This window comes from Leisingera sp. M523, from assembly GCF_025141335.1.
Taxonomy (GTDB): Bacteria; Pseudomonadota; Alphaproteobacteria; order Rhodobacterales; family Rhodobacteraceae; genus Leisingera.
Window position 1 is genome coordinate 1,499,888 of record NZ_CP081036.1, and the last position, 17,773, is coordinate 1,517,660.

The 17,773-nt window shown below is 62.1% G+C and carries 15 protein-coding genes; 12 read left to right on the forward strand and 3 right to left on the reverse strand.

The window, feature by feature from the left end; genetic code table 11:
• Positions 1–14: 14 nt before the first annotated feature.
• Together K3557_RS07440 and K3557_RS07445 are read right to left on the reverse strand one after the other, a co-directional pair.
• Complete coding sequence (locus tag K3557_RS07440) at positions 15–3,845, reverse strand: efflux RND transporter permease subunit (protein WP_259998845.1); 3,831 nt, start codon at positions 3,843–3,845, stop codon at positions 15–17.
• Complete coding sequence (locus K3557_RS07445; protein ID WP_259998847.1) at positions 3,842–4,957, reverse strand: efflux RND transporter periplasmic adaptor subunit; 1,116 nt, start codon at positions 4,955–4,957, stop codon at positions 3,842–3,844. The genes K3557_RS07440 and K3557_RS07445 overlap by 4 nt, the downstream gene beginning before the upstream one ends.
• A gap of 291 nt (positions 4,958–5,248) precedes the next feature.
• Between K3557_RS07445 and K3557_RS07450 the strand changes: the two genes are divergently transcribed.
• The 5 genes from K3557_RS07450 (at position 5,249) to K3557_RS07470 (ending at position 10,643) form a co-directional block, all read left to right on the forward strand.
• Positions 5,249–5,920 (forward strand): hypothetical protein, encoded by a 672-nt coding sequence (locus K3557_RS07450; RefSeq protein ID WP_259998849.1) that lies wholly within the window; start codon positions 5,249–5,251, stop codon positions 5,918–5,920.
• A gap of 53 nt (positions 5,921–5,973) precedes the next feature.
• Positions 5,974–7,296, forward strand: coding sequence for a PQQ-like beta-propeller repeat protein (locus K3557_RS07455; RefSeq protein WP_259998851.1), 1,323 nt, complete (start codon positions 5,974–5,976; stop codon positions 7,294–7,296).
• A 72-nt stretch (positions 7,297–7,368) separates the two neighbouring features.
• Positions 7,369–8,841, forward strand: coding sequence for a ribosome biogenesis GTPase Der (gene der / locus K3557_RS07460; protein ID WP_259991810.1), 1,473 nt, complete (start codon positions 7,369–7,371; stop codon positions 8,839–8,841).
• Between the two features lie 300 nt (positions 8,842–9,141).
• Positions 9,142–10,095: a fatty acid desaturase gene (locus K3557_RS07465; protein ID WP_259998853.1), complete on the forward strand. Its 954-nt coding sequence runs from the start codon at positions 9,142–9,144 to the stop codon at positions 10,093–10,095.
• Between the two features lie 188 nt (positions 10,096–10,283).
• Complete coding sequence (locus K3557_RS07470) at positions 10,284–10,643, forward strand: hypothetical protein (RefSeq protein WP_259998855.1); 360 nt, start codon at positions 10,284–10,286, stop codon at positions 10,641–10,643.
• Positions 10,644–10,718: 75 nt separating this feature from the next.
• On the opposite strand, the gene serS is transcribed toward K3557_RS07470, so the two are convergent.
• Positions 10,719–12,011 (reverse strand): serine--tRNA ligase, encoded by a 1,293-nt coding sequence (serS, locus tag K3557_RS07475; protein WP_259991816.1) that lies wholly within the window; start codon positions 12,009–12,011, stop codon positions 10,719–10,721.
• A 293-nt stretch (positions 12,012–12,304) separates the two neighbouring features.
• Between serS and yajC the strand changes: the two genes are divergently transcribed.
• From yajC to ccmB, 7 genes are all read left to right on the forward strand, one after another.
• Entirely contained in the window at positions 12,305–12,589 is a 285-nt protein-coding gene (gene yajC, locus K3557_RS07480) for a preprotein translocase subunit YajC (RefSeq protein ID WP_024089858.1), read from the forward strand.
• A gap of 34 nt (positions 12,590–12,623) precedes the next feature.
• Positions 12,624–14,285, forward strand: a complete 1,662-nt coding sequence (secD, locus tag K3557_RS07485; RefSeq protein WP_259991819.1) for a protein translocase subunit SecD — start codon at positions 12,624–12,626, stop codon at positions 14,283–14,285.
• Between the two features lies 1 nt (position 14,286).
• Positions 14,287–15,255 (forward strand): protein translocase subunit SecF, encoded by a 969-nt coding sequence (gene secF, locus K3557_RS07490; protein ID WP_259991820.1) that lies wholly within the window; start codon positions 14,287–14,289, stop codon positions 15,253–15,255.
• The gene (locus K3557_RS07495; protein WP_259998857.1) at positions 15,248–16,000 is read left to right on the forward strand and encodes a sulfite exporter TauE/SafE family protein; all 753 of its coding nucleotides are present in this window, start codon (positions 15,248–15,250) and stop codon (positions 15,998–16,000) included. Before secF ends, K3557_RS07495 begins: the two co-directional genes overlap by 8 nt.
• Positions 16,001–16,013: 13 nt before the next feature.
• On the forward strand, positions 16,014–16,367 hold the full coding sequence (locus tag K3557_RS07500) for an Mth938-like domain-containing protein (protein ID WP_259998859.1): 354 nt from the start codon (positions 16,014–16,016) through the stop codon (positions 16,365–16,367).
• Positions 16,368–16,455: 88 nt separating this feature from the next.
• A complete protein-coding gene (gene ccmA / locus K3557_RS07505; protein WP_259998861.1) occupies positions 16,456–17,070 on the forward strand; it encodes a heme ABC exporter ATP-binding protein CcmA in 615 nt (204 codons plus the stop codon).
• Positions 17,067–17,723 (forward strand): heme exporter protein CcmB, encoded by a 657-nt coding sequence (ccmB, locus tag K3557_RS07510; protein ID WP_259998863.1) that lies wholly within the window; start codon positions 17,067–17,069, stop codon positions 17,721–17,723. Before ccmA ends, ccmB begins: the two co-directional genes overlap by 4 nt.
• Positions 17,724–17,773: the final 50 nt, after the last annotated feature.

Consider the following 17,773-nt stretch of genomic DNA (forward strand, 5'->3'; position numbering starts at 1 on the left):
TTTTTTGTGGCCGGTTATTCGGCTGCGCGCAGGCGGCCCTGCGGTGCGGGCGGTTCGGGTTCTCCCTCCTCCGCTGGGGCTTCAACTGATTCGGGGGCTTCGCTTTCGACCCACTGGATTTCCGTCGTCGGCAGCTGGCGCGCCTTTTTGAACAGGCGTGAGTCCTGCGCGATGCGGCTGGAGCGGCCGCGGGTGATCCGCGACAGCGCCCGGCCCAAGGCGCCCATGTAGGTGGCGAACCACACCCGGATGGCCAGCAGCGAGGGGGTGACCACCAAGGTCAGCACTGTGGCGATGCCCAGGCCGAATACCACAGCGGTTGCCAGCTGTTTCCACCACAGCGCGGTGGGGCTGTCGATCGAGTAGCCGCCGTTGATGAAGTCCAGGCTGACGCCGAACATCATCGGGGTGAGGCCGGCCATCGTGGTGATAGTGGTCAGCAGCACCGGGCGGATACGTGCCTCGGCGGTGCGGATGATCGCCTCGATACGCGGCATCTGCTGGCTGAACTCCTGGTAGGTGTCGATCAGCACGATGTTGTTGTTCACCACAATCCCCGCCAGCGCCACGATGCCGGTGCCGGTCATGATGATCGAGAACGGCTGTTGCATCACCATCATGCCGATCAGCACGCCGGTGGTGGACAGAACCACTGCCAGCAGCACCAGCGCCGCGTTGTAGAAACTGTTGAACTGGGCCAGCAGGATCACGAACATCAGCGCCAGCGCGCCGGCAAACGCCTTGGACAGGAAGGCGCCGGATTCCTCCTGCTCCTCCTGGTCGCCGGTCCATTCCCAGCTGATACCGCGCGGCAGCGGGTCGCTTTCCAGCCACTCGGTAATGACGGCGATCCGCTCGTTCGGGTTTACCGGGCTGATCCTGGCACCGTCCTCAAATGCTGCCTTCAGCGCCTCAAGGCTTTCGGCACCCGTCAGCTGGACCAGCTGCAGGGTCTTGCCGTTGGGCGAGACGATGGTTTCTCCGGTTGCCTGCGTGCCTTCGGGCAGGTCCTTCAGCAGCGCCAAGCGGGTCATTTCGCCGGTATCCGGATCTTCGATCACGGCCTTGCTCAGCCCCGCGTCCACGTCGGCCTTCACGTCATAGTAGCGCTCTTGGCCGATGCGGTTGATCTGCGCCAGTTTCGGCACCGGCTGGCGGGTGATGAAATTGGACAGCGGCACCAGCCCGTCGGCAGTGCGGACCTTGAGGTTATCGAGCGTTGACAGCACCCGGTCCTGCTCCGGCAGGCGGACGCGGATGTCGATTTCTTCGTCCGAGCTGTCCATCCGCATGTCGCCCAGCAGCACGCCGCGTGTCACAAGCTGCACCATCGCGCCAACGGTTGCCACATCGGCGCCGTAACGGCCGGCCTTTGTCACATCGACGTCGATCTGCCAGTCAATGCCGGGCAGCGGCAGGCTGTCTTCGATCAGGATCAGTCCGGGGGTGTTTTCAAAATGCTCCCGTGCGGCCAGGGTGGCAGAGGTCAGGTCGTCCCAGCCGTCGCCGCGCAGGCGCAGGTGCACTGGTTTGCCGGAGGCCGGACCTTGCGCCAGGGCGCGGACCTCAACCTCGAACCCGGGCAGCTTGACCATTTCGGCGTTCAGCTCATCCAGAACCGTGTTGCCGTCGTATTCCTCGGCAATGAGTTCTTTTTCAAAGCCCAGGTATTTGCTTAGCAACCCGCCGAACCAGCCGTCCAGCGGCTCGCTGTCGGTGGGGCGGTCTTCCCAGGGGATGATCTCAAACTGGACCTGGCCGATGGTATCAGGCGGCAGCTGCGCGCCCGAGCTGTCGGTGTTCAACCCGCCGTCGCCGGCAAAGGAAAAGACGTTGATCACAGCGTGGTGCTGCAGGATGATGTCTTCGGCGGCGCGGACCATTTCGTCCTTTTCCAGCAACGAGATGTTGCCGCGGGCGCGGACGTAGGCGGTGGCTTGCTCCGGTTCCGAATCCACAAAGAACTCAACGCCCAGGTTGTTCTCACCGAAGGTTTTGAACACCGTCATGATGGAGAAAGCGACCACAGCGATGGTCACGATGGGCATTACCGGGTTGCCGGCGATGAATTTGATCACATGGCCAAAGGGTGTGTGGTGGTAGCCGGGGACGACTTCTTTCTGCTCGCGCTCGATCTTGACCGCGCTAAGGGTGATGGAGGCGGCAAAGGAGGCAAGCGTGAAGACCAGCCCGCCAAACAGCACACCGCCCAATCCGCCGGCCCCGCCGCCCAGCAGGTAAGACGGGTTCAGCATCTGCATGGCGCCTGCAAACATGCCCCACATGGCCACCGGCACCAAAGCGGCGCGCAGCCACCAGGGCGCGACCATGCGCAAGGCGCGGGAGGCGCCTTCAAACGTGCGGCTGATGCGGCCGGTGACGCCGCCCATTACAGGCAGGTAGATCAGCGCCACCACCAGCGAGGCGGACAGCACGAAGATCATCGTGACCGGCAGCATCCCCATGAATTCACCGGGCACACCGGGCCAGAACAGCAGGGGCAGAAATGCACAAAGCGTGGTCGCGGTAGAAGACACCACCGGCCAGAACATCCGCTGCGCCGCCTCGACATAGGCGTGCATCGGGCCGGTGCCTTCCTTAATGCGCTTGTCGGCATATTCCACGATGACAATGGCGCCATCCACCAGCATGCCCACGGCCAGGATCAGGCCGAACATCACCATGTTGGAAATGGTGACGCCCATCAGCGCCAGGAAGGCAAAGCACAAGAGGAACGAGGTCGGGATCGCAAAGCCGACCAGCAGCGCTGCACGGCTGCCAAGCGCGGACAGAACAACGATCATCACCAGCGCTACGGCGGTCAGAACCGAGCCTTCAAGCTGGCTGACCATCGAGCCGACAACGCGGCTTTGGTCGTTGGAGGTGCCGACTTCGACCGCTGCCTGCAGTTCCGGCGGCCATTTGGCCTTGGACGTGTTGATGGTCTCCTTCACCAGGTTGACGGTGTCGATAACGTTGTAGCCCTTGCGTTTGACCACTTGCAGCGCCACCGTGTCGCCGCCGTTAAAACGGGCGGTGCCGACCCGGTCCTCGAAGGTAAAGTTGATCTGCGCCAGCTCCCCAAGGGTAACCACACGGTCGCCGTTGGTTTTGACCGGCAGCTGATAGATATCCTTCACTTCGTCGAACGAGGAGGGGATCTTGACCGCAAAGGTGCCCTGCGCCGTTTCCACTTCACCTGCCGCAATCAGCTGGTTGTTGTTCTGCACAACATTGATCAGCTCAAGTGCTGTGACGTTATAGGCCTCCAGCCGCAGCGGGTCGATCAGCACCTCGACCATTTCGTCGCGGTTGCCGGCGATCCCGGCTTCCAGCACGGCGTCCAAGGCTTCAAGATCGTCCTGCAAGTCTTTGGCAATGCGCGCCATCGTGCGTTCCGGCACCGCGCCGGTCAAGTTCACGATGACAATCGGGAATTCCGAGAAGTTGATTTCGGTGATCGAGTATTTCTCGGCGCCTTCGGGAAACTCTGCCTCGGCTTTGTCCATGGCGTCGCGCACGTCGGCCATGATCGCGGTCTTGTCCCAGCCGAAATCAAACTCCAGCGCCACACCGGCATAGCCTTCGGCGGCGGTGGAGGTCATCTTATCGAGCCCGTCAAGATCGGCCAGCTCGGTCTCCATCACCTTGACCATCAGGGATTCGGAATCCTCGGCCGAGATGCCGGGGAAGGGGACCGAGATGAACAGGGCGGGGATTTCGATATCCGGCTCGCCCTCTTTGGGCAGCATCGAATAGGCGACGCCGCCGACAAGCAGCGAGATTGCTATAAAGGCGAGGACCATCCGGGCACGGCCGGCAGCCCAATCGACGATGCCAATCACTGTTCAGTCTCCCGGTAGGTGGCCGCCACGGCGACGCCTTCGGTCACAAAATCCTGCCCCACCACGATCACATCCGCAGTTTCGGGCAGGCCGCCGAGCCAGACGCCGTCGGCCTCATCCCTGAGCAGTTGCACAGGGTAGAATACCACGGTGCTGTCGGAACCGACAACACGCACGCCCAGCTTGCCTTCGTTGTTCAGCGTCAGCGCCGATTGCGGCAGCTTATGCGCAAGCCGGCCGGCTGAAGAAATCGCAATATCCGCCGTTTGGCCGTCCCGGATGCTGAGATCCGGGTTGGGCACGGTGATTTCCACCTCAAACGTGCGGGTGTTCGGGTCGGCAGAGCGGCTGAGGAAGGTGACTTCCCCTTGCACCTGCTGGCCGGTTGCCAGTTCGGCGCCCGCCGTGGCGCCCAGGGTCACCTTGTTCACTTCGGCCTCGGGCACGTAGCCAACCAGCTTGATGGTGTCGAGCTGGATTACCGTGCTGCACAGGCTGCCGGGCTGCAGCAGGCTGCCCAGCTCGGCGGTGTCGCTTTCCAGCAGGCCGTCAAACGGCGCGGTGATGGTCAGATGGCTGAGTTCTTTTTCTGCTGTGGCCACGGCAGCCAACGCCGTCCGCTCCGCGGCCTCGGATGAAGCCAGCCGGGTTTCCGATGCATAACCGCCCTGCGACAGCTTAGAGGAGGCGGTCAGATTGATCCGGGCTTCTTTCAGTTGGGCCTGCGCCTGCAGCAGCATGGCCGGGCGGGTGCCGGGATCCAGCTCGCACAGAAGGTCGCCCTTCTTAACATGGGACCCTTTGCGCAGAGGTTCGGATATCACGGTCGATGTGATCTCGGCCCGGACTTCGACCTGACGGACCGCCTGGGTCTGGCCGCGCAGGATGACCGCGCTGCCGATGGTGCGCGCCTTGCTTTGCAGGGCCACCACGCCAACGCGCGTGTCTGCGGTTTGGGTCAGCGCCTGGCCGTCATCAGTGCCGGTTTCGGCCTCGGCTGCCTCCGGAGCATTTTCGCCCCGGGCAAAGGCCATCAGATCGTCGCGCTCAAACACCACCAGATAGAGTCCGGCCGTCACAGCCACTGCAGTCAGCATCGGAATGATACGCATATCGGGTCTTCCTGTTTCTTGTCTGGTCCCGGGTGCAAAATGAGCCATAGCCAGAATACGGCGGGGCCTGCTCACAACGGGAGTCGCGCGTATGTGATAAGCCTGATATAGGAGATGTCCATTCTAAACTAAGTGGTTTAGTTCACATTTCTTGCTTTTCTGGCGTAATTGCCGGCGTTTCTGGTTTAAACGCGCCACTTGGCTTGGGCTTTGAGCCGGGTTAAGAGGGGCGCAACGCATTCAATACCGGTTTGGGCGGAACGTCCGGGCCGCGCATATCAGGGGCTTTTCATGAGCGATACCGACAGCTTTATCGACGAGGTGACCGAAGAGGTCCGCCGTGACCGGCTTTTCCTGATGCTGAAGCGCTACGGCTGGATCGGCGGTGCTGTGGTGGCGCTGATCGTCGGCGGCGCTGCGTTCCGTGAGTACAGCAAGGCACAGGACCAGGCAGCGGCCGAAGCACTGGGGGATGCGATCACCGCGGCGCTGGAGATTGACGGCAGCGGCAGCCGGTCCGAAGCGCTGGCTGCAGTTTCAGCCGAAAGCGCAGGCGGCTCGGCCATTCTGAAGATGCTTGAAGCCGGTGCGCTGGCGGACGCGGGGAACACTGCTGAGGCAGTGGCGCGGCTGGAAGCCGTGGCAGTCAATGGCGAGCTGCCGCTGATTTACCGCCATATCGCCAGCTTTAAGGCGCTGGCCCTGCAGTCCGGAACCCTGAGCGCCGGCGACCGGCGTCTGCAATATGAGGCGCTGGCCCAGCCGGGCGCGCCGCTGGCGCTGCTGGCATCCGAACAGCTGGCGCTTTTGGAGATTGAAGAGGGCAACAGCGCTGCCGCAATCACCCGGCTTCGCGGGATTGCGGCGGATGCGGCTGTGAGTGCGGACTTGAAAGAACGGGCCACTCAGGTGATTGTGGCGCTTGGCGGCTCCGTTGAGGATGCCTCTGCGCCTGAGGGGTAAGGCGCTCCGCGGATGGGAACTTGCGGAACACGAACGGCAGACAGGGCAGGGCAATGACAAAAAACAGAACTTTCTCCCGGACACGGGCATTTTTGTGCGGCACCGCAGCGGTGGCAATTCTGGCCGCCTGTTCGGAGGAGGAGATCATCCTGCGCGGCGAACGCGAGGACATCCGTCCAGAGGCCGCAATTGAGGTGGTTAATCAATCCCGCGCAATCTCCTTGCCCAAGCAGGTGGCAAACGCAAGCTGGGCCCAAGGCCATGGCGCCGAGGCCACCCGCACATCGCATCCGGCGCTGTCGGCGGCGCCGCAGCGGATCTGGTCCGCGTCCATCGGCGACGGCGATGGGCGGCGCCAGCGTATCACCGCAACACCAGTTGTTGGCGGCGGGCGTATTTACGCGCTGGACAGCGCAGCACAGGTCTCGGCGGTATCGCCGCAGGGCCAGGTGTTGTGGCGCAGCACGCTGATCCCGGCAGCAGATGACGAGGGCCAGGCAACCGGTGGCGGTTTGGCCTATGACGATGGTGTGCTCTACATCTCCTCGGGCTATGGCGTGCTGACGGCGTTGAACGCCGCCGACGGCAGCCTGATCTGGCGCCAGGAGCTGGACGCCACCGGATCCGGCCAGCCGCGGGTCAGCGGCGGGCTGGTTTATCTGGTGGCTGGCGATGACACCGGCTGGGCGGTCAACACCAAAGACGGCCGCATCGCCTGGCAAATTGAGGCTTCGCCCTCGGCGTCGAACATCCTTGGCGCGCCTGCGCCTGTGGTGACCAATGATCTGGCGGTTTTTGCCTTTGGGTCCGGCGATCTGATCGCTACCTTCCGCCGCGGCGGCTTGCGGCGCTGGAGCGCGTCCGTCTCCGGCCAGCGCACCGGCCAGACCCTGTCGCGGATCAGCGATGTGACCGGTGCGCCGGTGGTTTCGGGCAAGCGTCTGTATGCGGGCAACAACTCGGGCCGCACCGTGGCGATTGATCTGGAAACCGGTGACCGGCTGTGGACCGCGCGCGAAGGCGCCTCTGGAACCGCATGGCCCGCGGGCGGCAGCCTGTTCCAGGTCAGCGATCAGAACCGGCTGCTGCGTCTGGACGGCGGCAGCGGCGAGGTGGTCTGGGCAGTGGATCTGCCTGGGTTTCTGAAAGACAAACCCGGCAAGCGCGGCCGGATCCATGTCCATTACGGCCCCGTTCTGGCGGGCGGGCAGATCATTGTCGCCTCCAACGACGGCCTGCTGCGGTTCTTCAACCCGCAGGACGGCAGCCTGACCCGAACCATTGAAGTGCCGGGCGGCGCCACCACCGCACCGGTTGTTGCAGGGCGGACTCTTTACGTGGTTTCCTCCAAGGGTGAATTGCTGGCATACCGCTGATCCGTGTTTCCGGGTGGCGGAAGCCGCCCGGATGCGTTATGAGCCGCGTCTGAATCGCAGAAAGCTGGTCTGATGTCCTTTACCCTCGCCATCGTGGGCCGTCCCAATGTGGGCAAGTCCACCCTGTTCAACCGCCTTGTGGGCAAAAAGCTGGCTTTGGTCGACGACCAGCCGGGTGTCACGCGCGATTTGCGCGAGGGCGAAGCGCGGCTGGGCGACCTGCGGTTTACAGTGATTGATACTGCGGGTCTGGAAGATGCCACTGACAACTCGCTCGAGGGCCGGATGCGCCGCCTGACCGAGCGGGCGGTGGATATGGCCGATATCTGCATGTTCATGATTGATGCGCGCACCGGCGTGACACCGACCGATGAGCTGTTTGCCGACATCCTGCGCCGCAAATCCGCCCATGTGATCCTGGTTGCCAACAAGGCCGAAGGCAACGCCGCCGAAGCCGGTGTGCTGGAGGCCTACAGCCTTGGCCTGGGCGAGCCCTTGCGCTTGTCCGGCGAGCATGGCGAAGGGATGCCGGATCTGTATTCGGTCCTGATGCCGCTGGCAGAGAAGTTTGAATCCGAAGCGGTGGATCATTCGCCGGTCACCGATGTGGTGCTGGACGAAGAAATCGGTGAGGACGAGGCCGAGAGCATTCCCGAGCCGACCGATGCCAAGCCGCTGCAGGTTGCTGTTGTGGGCCGCCCCAACGCGGGCAAGTCGACGCTGATCAACAAGATCCTGGGCGAGGACCGGCTGCTGACCGGACCCGAGGCAGGCATCACCCGCGATGCGATCTCGCTGCGGATGAACTGGAACGGCGTGCCGATGCGGGTGTTTGACACTGCCGGCATGCGCAAAAAGGCCAAGGTGCAGGAAAAGCTGGAAAAGCTGTCCGTGTCCGATGGCCTGCGCGCGGTGAAATTCGCCGAAGTTGTGGTGGTGCTGCTGGATGCGGATATCCCGTTTGAACAGCAGGACCTGCGGATTGCCGACCTGGCCGAGCGCGAAGGCCGCTCGGTTGTGGTTGCAGTCAACAAATGGGACATCGAAGACAACAAGCAGGAAAAGCTGCGCGACCTGAAGGAAGCCTTCGGCCGCCTGCTGCCGCAGCTGCGCGGCGCGCCTTTGGTGACGGTTTCGGCCAAAACAGGCAAGGGGCTGGACCGGCTGCATGACGCGATCATGCGCGCCTATACCGTGTGGAACCGGCGGGTGCCGACCGCGGCGCTGAACCGCTGGCTGGTTGGCATGCTGGAACAGCACCCGCCGCCAGCGCCGCAGGGCAAGCGGATCAAGCTGCGTTACATGACCCAGGCCAAAAGCCGCCCGCCGGGGTTTGTGGTGATGTGCTCGCATCCCGATAAGCTGCCGGAGAGCTATAACCGGTATCTGGTTAACGGCCTGCGTGAAGATTTCGACATGCCTGGCACTCCGATCCGGCTGTATATGCGCGGCCAGGGCGACAAGAACCCTTATAAGGGCAAGCGGGCCAAGAATGCCGGCGCTTTGGCCAAGCATTTGAATAAGCGCGGCGGCGGATCCAGCTAGGGCAGGGTGCTCCCGCCCGGCCTGCGGCATTTCCAAAGAAATACCTAGGCCCGTTGGGCCCGGCGCCGCCCTGACGGGCGGCGCTTTTGCGTTGCGCGGGGCTGAGCGGCCTTTTGCCTGCTTCATGCGGGGCTTGGCTTCTCTGTGTTTCCTTCACTGCTGCAGATTGATACCTTTCAAGTTGAATGGTTTATCCGGTGATAACCTTGTTTTTGCACAAGGCGGAGTTATCTGGAAATCTACTTTGGACGGGATGCGCGTTTTGCACAGTTGTCACGCATCGGCTTTAGGGACGGGTTCATGGATCTGAGGACACATACGCGTCAATTCACACAACAGGACAACCGGCTGGCGTCGCTCAGCTATTTCGGTACATTTGCGGTCTACTTTGCGGCGCTTACCGTGGCCGTCGCCTATGCGGACCAGTGGTTTGTGATGCTGCCGGCAGGTGTGGTTTTTGCCTTTGCCGCAGTGCGGCTGTATGTGCTTCAGCATGACACCGGGCATCATTCGCTGTTTGAAACCCGGGTCCAGAACGAGATTGCCGGCCATGTGCTGTCGCCCTTCACCTTTGCGCCGTTTGAGGTGATGAAGCAGAACCACAACCTGCATCATTCCAACATCGGTAATCTGGAGCACCGCGAGACCGGCGAGATCCACACCATGACCGTGCGGGAGTGGAAGACGGCCGGGTTCTGGGAGCGGCTGGGCTACCGTTTGTACCGCAATCCGCTTGTGCTGGTGCCGCTTGGGGCGGCATTCACCTATTTCATCCGTTACCGCTGGCCCAAAAATACCCGGCGTTTCGGGGCGCTGGGGGTGGTCCTGCATAATCTGGTGATCGTGGCCATGCTGGCGTTGCTGTACCGGGTGGCAGGGATAACCGGCATCTGGATTTGGCTGGCGTTTTCATTCCTGGGCGGCATGATCGGTGTTTTCCTGGTCTACCTGCAGCATAATTTTGAGGACACCTATTGGGACCGCCGTCCGGATTTGAACCCGCAGGTGGCGGCGCTGCAGGGGTCCTCTTGCCTGGATTTCGGCTGGATCTTCGACATGGCGGTGGCCAATATCACCCTGCATGATATCCATCATTACAATGCCCGCATCCCGTCCTACCGGCTGCGCCAGTGCCACTACAGCCTGCCGCCGGAACTGGGGCTGCGCCGGATCAAATTTGCCGAAGCAGTGCGAGCGCTGACGCTGAAGCTGTGGGATGAAGATAAGAAATGCCTGGTGCCCTTTCCGGGCTGAGGGGGGCATTTGATGTAAGGGGCCGTAACCTGCGCGAATAGTCCAGGCTCATCCGATCTTGCCGGCGTGGGGAAACCGCTGCTGCACAGCATCACGGGTATCGTAACCAGACCTGCGGTGGTACTGCTGGAGGCTGCCAAGGCTTAGACGGCTGCGGCTGCCGGGCCTTGCGTGCCTGAATATCTTGCGTGCCTGAATATAAGGAGACCCGGTTCGTGAACGGAAAGAGTCCAGAGAAGAAAGTGGTCAAACCATCGGCAGGTAAGGCTTCTGATAAGTTGCAGGGTGAGCTGAACGCCAAGCTGGAAGCCGCCGAGGCCGCGCGCCGGGCAGCGGAGGATAAGGCCGCCAAGGCGCAGGCCAAGGCCCGTAAAGCCAAGCGTAAAGCGGCGCAACTGGCGGTGGAATTTGCAGCGGCAAGAATTAAAGCCAAGCAGAAGGCCAAGAAGGTCAAGGCGAAAGCGAAAAAGGCCATCGAGAAAGAAAAGGCAAAGGCCCAGGCAATTCTGGCAGCCAAAGGTGCCGGCAAGAAGAAGATGAAGAAATAGCGCGTAAGGCGTTGAGTGAATAGAAAAAACCGGCACCCATATGGCGCCGGTTTCTGTCTTGCACTGGCGTTTGGGTCAGGCCAGTGCACCATCCGCGGTCAGGGTCAGCTTGCCGCCCAGATAAGGTGCAAGCACCTCGGGCAGCTTCACAGAACCATCCGCCTGCTGGCCATTCTCCAGCACTGCAATCAAGCAACGGCCCACCGCCAGGCCGGAGCCGTTCAGTGTGTGCACAAATTGCGGCTTGCCGCCATCAGCGGGCTTGAAGCGCGCATTCATCCGGCGGGCCTGGAAGTCACCGCAGACCGAGACCGAAGAAATCTCGCGGTAGGTTTTCTGGCCGGGCACCCAGACCTCGATGTCGTGAGTCTTGCTGGCGCCGAAGCCCATGTCGCCAGTGCACAAAACAATGGTGCGATAGGGCAGGCCCAGCCGCTCCAGGATGTTTTCGGCGCAACGGGTCATGCGCTCATGCTCTTCACCGCTTTTGTCCGGATGCGTGACCGAGACCATTTCGACCTTCTCGAACTGGTGCTGGCGCAGCATTCCGGAGGTGTCTTTGCCGGCCGACCCTGCCTCGGAACGGAAACACTGGGTGTGCGCCACATAGCGGCGCGGCAGGTAGCCTTCCTCGACCGTCATGCCATTGACGATATTGGTCAGCGTGACCTCGGCAGTCGGAACCAGCCACCAGCCGTTGGTGGTCTTGTAGCTGTCCTCGCCGAACTTGGGCAGCTGGCCGGTGCCGTACATCATCTCTTCGCGCACCAGAACCGGGGTCCAGGCCTCGGTCAGGCCGTTCTCATCCACATGGGTGTTGATCATGAATTGCGCCAGCGCGCGGTGGATACGCGCCACCGCACCGGACAGCACCACAAAACGGCTGCCCGAGAGCTTGGCCGCGGTTTCGAAATCCATGCCGGGCTTCACGCCTTCGATCTCGAAATGCTCCTTGGCGTCGAAACCGAGTTCCTTCGGGTCACCCCAGCGGCGGATTTCGACGTTGTCGTCTTCATCTTCGCCCAGCGGCACCTCATCGAAGGCCAGGTTCGGGATGGTCATCAGCATATCGGTCAGCTGCTGATCCAACTCTTTGGCCTCGGTGTTCATCACCGCCACTTCGGCCTTCTTCTCGGCCACCAGTGCGCGCAGGCGCTCGAACTCGGCCTCATCGCCGCGGCCCTTGGCGGCGCCGACTTCTTTGGAGGCCTTGTTCTGCAGGGCCTGGGCGGCCTCTGCCGCCTGGATCTTGGCGCGCCGCGCCTCGTCCAGCGCCAGGATCTCGGATGACACGCCCGCATCCCCGCGCCGCGCCACAGCGGCGTCGAATGCGGCAGGGTTTTCGCGGATAGCGCGGATGTCATGCATGAGAGTCTCTCCTAGCGTTGAATTGTGATTTGAATCAGTAGGCCCATCCTATGACGCAAGGGTGAACAAAGGGGAAGGGGCGCGCGCGGTCTATGTGCAACTTGGGGATGCCGGTCACTGGGCAAGCGGATTGGACGGCCTTTCCCGGCACGGTATCCAGGCAATCCTGCAACGGCCTATACCGGCTGCGCTTTTGCTTTGCGGCAGCCTTGCAACCCATCCCCCCAGCGCATAGGTTCCGCTGCAAATTTCCGGCATGAAACCTCATGCCGCTTTGACAGAAGGAAAATCCCATGGACAGTGGCGCAATCGCCCAATTTCTCCCGCTTATCCTGATCTTCGCGATCATGTACTTCCTGCTGATCCGGCCGCAGCAGAAGAAGGTGAAAGAACATCAGAAGATGGTTGATCAGCTGCGGGTGCGTGACCAGGTCGTGACCCAGGGCGGTCTGATCGGCAAGGTGTCCAAGGTCAAGGAAGACGGCGAGATTGAAGTTGAAATCGCCGATGGCGTGAAAGTGCGCGTCATCAAGGCAACCATTGCCCAGGTGCTGAGCAAAACCGACCCTGTGTCGTAAGCTTAGACCTGTAACAAACTGAAAAGGCAGGGCAATGCTGCAAATTGATCTCTGGAAGAGGGTGCTAATCTGGCTGGTGTGCGCGGCCGGTCTGATGCTTGCCCTGCCAAACGGATTCTACACCCGCGTCGAACAGGCCAACGACGCCGCGGCGGATATCATCGCCAAGGGTGAGACGCCGGAACGGTTGCAAGCGGTCGGTCAGTGGCCGTCGTATCTGCCGTCGGGGCTGGTCAACCTGGGCCTCGATTTGCGGGGCGGCGCGCATCTGCTGGCCGAAGTGCAGGTCGAAGACGTCTATGAGGCGCGGATGGATGCCCTGTGGCCGGAAGTGCGTGATGCGCTGCGGCCCGAGCGCGGCACTGTTGGCACGTTCCGCCGCCAGCCGGGGCAGGCGGATGAGATTCGCGTGAAAATCACCAAGCCCGAAGGCATGGCCCGTGCGCTGGAGGTCGTGCGCGAGCTGGCCAATCCGATTACCACATTGACCGGTGTGGGCGCCAACGACATTGAAGTTTCCGCCGAAGCCGGCACCCTGGTGGTGCGCTTGAGCGAGGCAGAGAAAATTGCCTCGGACGACCGCACCGTGCGCCAGTCGCTGGAAATCGTGCGCCGCCGGATCGACGAGGTCGGCACCCGCGAGCCGACCATCCAGCGCCAAGGCGCTGACCGGATCCTGATCCAGGTGCCGGGGATTGGCTCTGCTTCAGAACTGAAGGCGATCATCGGCACCACCGCGCAGCTGACTTTCAACCCGGTTGTGGGCCGCGGCAGCGACGCAGATGCGGCGCCTGGTATCGGCAATAAGATCATCCCGTCACTGGATGAAAGCGGCATTTACTACACGATCGAAGCTGCTGCTGTAGTGACCGGCGAGGACCTGGTGGATGCGCAGCCGTCGTTCGACCAGAACGGCCGGCCTGCGGTGACCTTCCGCTTCAACACCTCCGGTGCGCGCCGCTTTGGCGATTACACGGCGGAAAACATCGGCTCGCCCTTTGCCATTGTGCTGGATGACGAGGTCGTCTCGGCCCCGGTGATCCAGTCGCATATCCCGGGCGGTTCGGGCATCATCACCGGCAATTTCACCATCGAGGAAAGCACTAATCTGGCGGTTCTGCTGCGCGCAGGCGCATTGCCGGCAGGCTTGGAGTTCCTGGAAGAACGCACCATTGGCCCCGAACTGGGCCAGGACAGCATTGATGCGGGCAAGATCGCCACCATCGTGGCCTTTATCGCGGTGCTGGTGTTCATGGGCCTCAGCTATGGTCTGTTCGGCCTGTTTGCCAATGTGGCGCTGATCCTGAACATCGCGCTGATTTTCGGTATGCTCAGCCTCATTGGCGGCACGCTAACGCTGCCAGGCATTGCCGGTATCGTTCTGACGGTTGGTATGGCGGTGGACGCCAACGTGCTGATCTTTGAACGCATCCGAGAAGAGCTGAAGGCGGGCCGCGGCCCGGCCAAGGCGATTGACGAAGGCTACTCCAAGGCGCTGAGCGCCATTCTTGACGCCAACATCACCACCTTCATCACCGCGGTGATCCTGTTCGCCATGGGCTCCGGCCCGGTGCGCGGCTTTGCGATCACCCTTGGGCTGGGCATTCTGACCTCGGTTTTCACCGCGATCTTTGTCACCCGGCTGATGATCATCATGTGGTTTGAACGGCGCCGTCCGAAAACGATTGAGGTGTGATATGCGGTTAAGACTTGTTCCTCAGAAGACCTCATTCGATTTCTTCAAACGCGCCAAGCTGTGGCTGGGCATCTCAGCCCTGATGATGGTGGTGGGGGTTGCCTCCTTCCTGCTGCAGGGGCTGAACTTCGGTATCGATTTCCGCGGCGGCACAACTCTCCGGACCGAAGCGTCTGAAACCGTGGATGTGGGCGCTTACCGTGATGCCATTTCGCCGCTGGGGCTGGGGGATGTGTCGATCACCGAGGTGTTTGACCCGACCTTCGAGGAAGACCAGCACGTCGCGATGATCCGCATCCAGGCACAAGACGACGGCGAGGCGATCTCGGGCGATATGGTCGAGACGCTGAAGGTTTCGCTGGACGCAGTGGCACCGGGCATCAAGTTTGTGTCCGTCGAATCCGTCGGCCCCAAGGTCTCGGGTGAGCTGATCACCACGGCGATTTACGCGGTGGCCCTCGCGATCGGGGCTGTGCTTGTCTACATCTGGCTGCGGTTTGAGTGGCAGTTCGCGCTCGGTGCGGTGGCGGCCCTGGTGCATGACGTGGTGCTGACCATCGGTGTGTTCTCGGAACTGCAGATCAAATTCGACCTGGCCATCATCGCCGCCCTGCTGACCATCGTCGGCTATTCGCTGAACGATACGGTGGTTGTGTTCGACCGGGTGCGTGAGAACCTGCGCCGCTACAAGAAGAAGGATCTGGCCGAGGTTCTGAACATCTCGATCAACGAGACTCTCAGCCGGACGGTGATGACCTCGGTCACCACGCTCTTGGCGCTGATCTCGCTGTATGTGCTGGGCGGCGACGTGATCCGCGGCTTTGTCTTTGCCATGATCTGGGGTGTTCTGGTCGGGACCTACTCGTCGGTCTTTGTCGCCTCCACCATCCTGCTGAAACTGGGGGTGAAGCGCGACTGGTCGAAACAGGCAAACACCACCGGCAACCAGTTCTCGAACATCGATGCTTGAGGCCTTTCAGGCAGCCCTGGCCACGCCGGGGTTGTTCTGGCTTTTGCTGACTATTGGAGCCGCGGGATTAGTCCGCGGCTTCACTGGTTTTGGCACCGCGATGATTTTTGTGCCCGTCGGCGCGCAATTCCTGCCCTCGGCAGATGTGGTGTTTCTGATGGTGCTGATGGGTGTGTTTTCCACCATCACCTTGTTCCCGCAGGCCTGGAGCAAGGCCGACAAGGCCGAGGTCGGCGCGCTGGCAATGGCCGCCGCTGTTACCGTGCCTGCCGGGCTGTGGGTCATGTCGCAACTGGATCCGCTGACCCTGCGCTGGCTGGCGGCAGGCGTGATCGGGGTGACGCTGGCGGCAGTTGTTTCCGGCTGGCGCTGGCAGGGGCGGCTGGGCTGGCCCGGCCGGTTTGGCATCGGTGGGGCGGCTGGCATGGTTGGCGGCATGACCGGTCTGACAGGGCCGGTGATCATTGTCTTTTACCTGGCCAATGTGCGTGATGTGGCGCGGGTGCGCGCCAACACCATCGTGTTTCTGGCGGCGCTGGATGTGGTGATTGCGGTCAACCTGATCTTTGGCGGGCTGGCCAGCCTGCAGGCGGTGATCCTGGCTGCATTGCTGGGCATCCCCTATGTTGTCACCACGCTGACCGGCAAGGCGTTGTTTGATCCCAAGCTGGAGAAGCTCTATCGCTTTGCCTCCTATTCCGTGATTGCGCTGGCCGTGTTATCCAGCCTCCCGGTGTTTGACTGAAAGGACCCCCCATATGCGCCTGAATGAAGTGAGCTTTTCCGACGCGCAGCCGATTGACGGCTATGGCGCAGGATTCTTCCGCATCGGCGGGCAGGTGCATCAGGGCGCGGTGCTGACCTCGGCGGCAGGGACATCGGCCTGGGGCGGCTATGCGGATGACGCACCGCTGCTGGCGCTGGCCGGGGAGATCGACGTCCTGTTCATAGGAACCGGCGCGGAAATCGCGCATATTCCGGCAGGTCTGCGCAAAGCATTGGAAGGGGCTGGGCTGGGGGTTGAGGTCATGAACTCGCCCGCTGCCTGCCGCACCTATAATGTGCTGCTGTCCGAAGGGCGCCGGATTGCCATGGCGGCGCTGGCGGTCTGACTTTCTGAAGATGTATTTGACCTGCCGCAAAGCGGGATGCGGCTGCATGGTCTTTTGATGCGCGGGCACAACGGGATAAGCGAACTTCATGACATTGACTGTGACGGATCTGAGCGTGGCGCGCGGCGGTATACCGGTGCTGGAGGGCCTGAACTTTGCTCTGGCGCCTGGCAAGGCGCTGATCCTGCGCGGCCCCAATGGCATTGGCAAGACAACCTTGCTGCGCACTGTCGCCGGATTGCAGCCGCCACCGAAGGGGCGAGTCGAAGGAGCCGAGGACCAGATTGCCTATGCCGCCCATTCCGACGGGCTGAAGCCGACGCTGACCGTTGCCGAAAACCTGACCTTCTGGGCCAGTGTTTTTGGCCGCAATGGCATTGAACAGGCGCTGGACGGGTTTGATCTGCAAACCCTGCGAGACCGGCAGGCAGGTGCGCTGTCAGCGGGCCAGAAGCGCCGCCTTGGCCTCAGCCGGATGCTGGTTACCGGGCGGCCGATCTGGATCATGGATGAACCGACTGTAAGCCTCGATAAAACCTCGGTAGCGATGTTTGCTGATGCCGTGCGCACGCATCTGGGGCAGGGCGGTTCTGCCCTGATTGCCACTCATATCGATCTGGGGCTGGAGGCCGGGGTGCTGGACGTTGGCCCCTATAAGGCCAGACCGCTGGCGCTGGATGACTTTGACGGAGGCTTCCTGTGATTGCGCTGCTGATACGGGATCTGCGGCTGGCCTTCCGGGCCGGCGGCGGCTTTGGCCTTGGCCTCGCGTTCTTTCTGATCGTAACTGTGATGGTGCCGTTTTCCGTCGGTCCGCAATCGGACCTGCTGTCCAAGATCGCTCCGGGCGTTCTGTGGCTGGGCGCGCTGCTGGCCTGCCTGCTGTCGCTCGACCGGCTGCTGGCGCTGGATTGGGAGGACGGCTCGCTCGATCTGCTGGCCACAGCTCCCTTGCCCCTGGAAAGCACGGTGACGATCAAGGCGCTGGCGCATTGGATTACCACCGGGCTGCCGCTGGTGATGGCGGCACCGGTGCTGGGAGTGCTGCTGAACCTGCCGGCCCAAGGCTTTCAATGGCTGGTGGTTTCCCTGTTGCTGGGCACGCCTGCACTGTCCGTTATTGGCACCTTTGGCGCCGCTCTGACCGTGGGGCTGAAACGCGGCGGGCTGCTGATGTCGCTTTTGGTGATGCCGCTGTATGTGCCGACGCTGATCTTTGGCTCCGAAGTGGCCCGCCGCGGGGCTGAAGGCATGGCTGTTCAAACACCGATGCTGCTGCTGGCCGGCATCTCCGCCGCCTCCATCGCCTTGCTGCCCTTTGCCAGCGCCGCTGTCTTGCGCGTCAATTTGCGCTAGGCGGTTTCAACGAGCCGTGAATTGAGAAACCCGAGAACAAGAGCTAAATA

Coding starts and splice junctions, on each gene's coding strand:
- K3557_RS07445 (WP_259998847.1), bottom strand. CDS start 4,957: ATGCGTATCATTCCGATGCTGACTGCAGTGGCTGTGACGGCCGGACTC.
- K3557_RS07450 (WP_259998849.1), top strand. CDS start 5,249: ATGAGCGATACCGACAGCTTTATCGACGAGGTGACCGAAGAGGTCCGC.
- K3557_RS07455 (WP_259998851.1), top strand. CDS start 5,974: ATGACAAAAAACAGAACTTTCTCCCGGACACGGGCATTTTTGTGCGGC.
- der (WP_259991810.1), top strand. CDS start 7,369: ATGTCCTTTACCCTCGCCATCGTGGGCCGTCCCAATGTGGGCAAGTCC.
- K3557_RS07465 (WP_259998853.1), top strand. CDS start 9,142: ATGGATCTGAGGACACATACGCGTCAATTCACACAACAGGACAACCGG.
- serS (WP_259991816.1), bottom strand. CDS start 12,011: ATGCATGACATCCGCGCTATCCGCGAAAACCCTGCCGCATTCGACGCC.
- yajC (WP_024089858.1), top strand. CDS start 12,305: ATGGACAGTGGCGCAATCGCCCAATTTCTCCCGCTTATCCTGATCTTC.
- secD (WP_259991819.1), top strand. CDS start 12,624: ATGCTGCAAATTGATCTCTGGAAGAGGGTGCTAATCTGGCTGGTGTGC.
- secF (WP_259991820.1), top strand. CDS start 14,287: ATGCGGTTAAGACTTGTTCCTCAGAAGACCTCATTCGATTTCTTCAAA.
- K3557_RS07495 (WP_259998857.1), top strand. CDS start 15,248: ATGCTTGAGGCCTTTCAGGCAGCCCTGGCCACGCCGGGGTTGTTCTGG.
- K3557_RS07500 (WP_259998859.1), top strand. CDS start 16,014: ATGCGCCTGAATGAAGTGAGCTTTTCCGACGCGCAGCCGATTGACGGC.
- ccmA (WP_259998861.1), top strand. CDS start 16,456: ATGACATTGACTGTGACGGATCTGAGCGTGGCGCGCGGCGGTATACCG.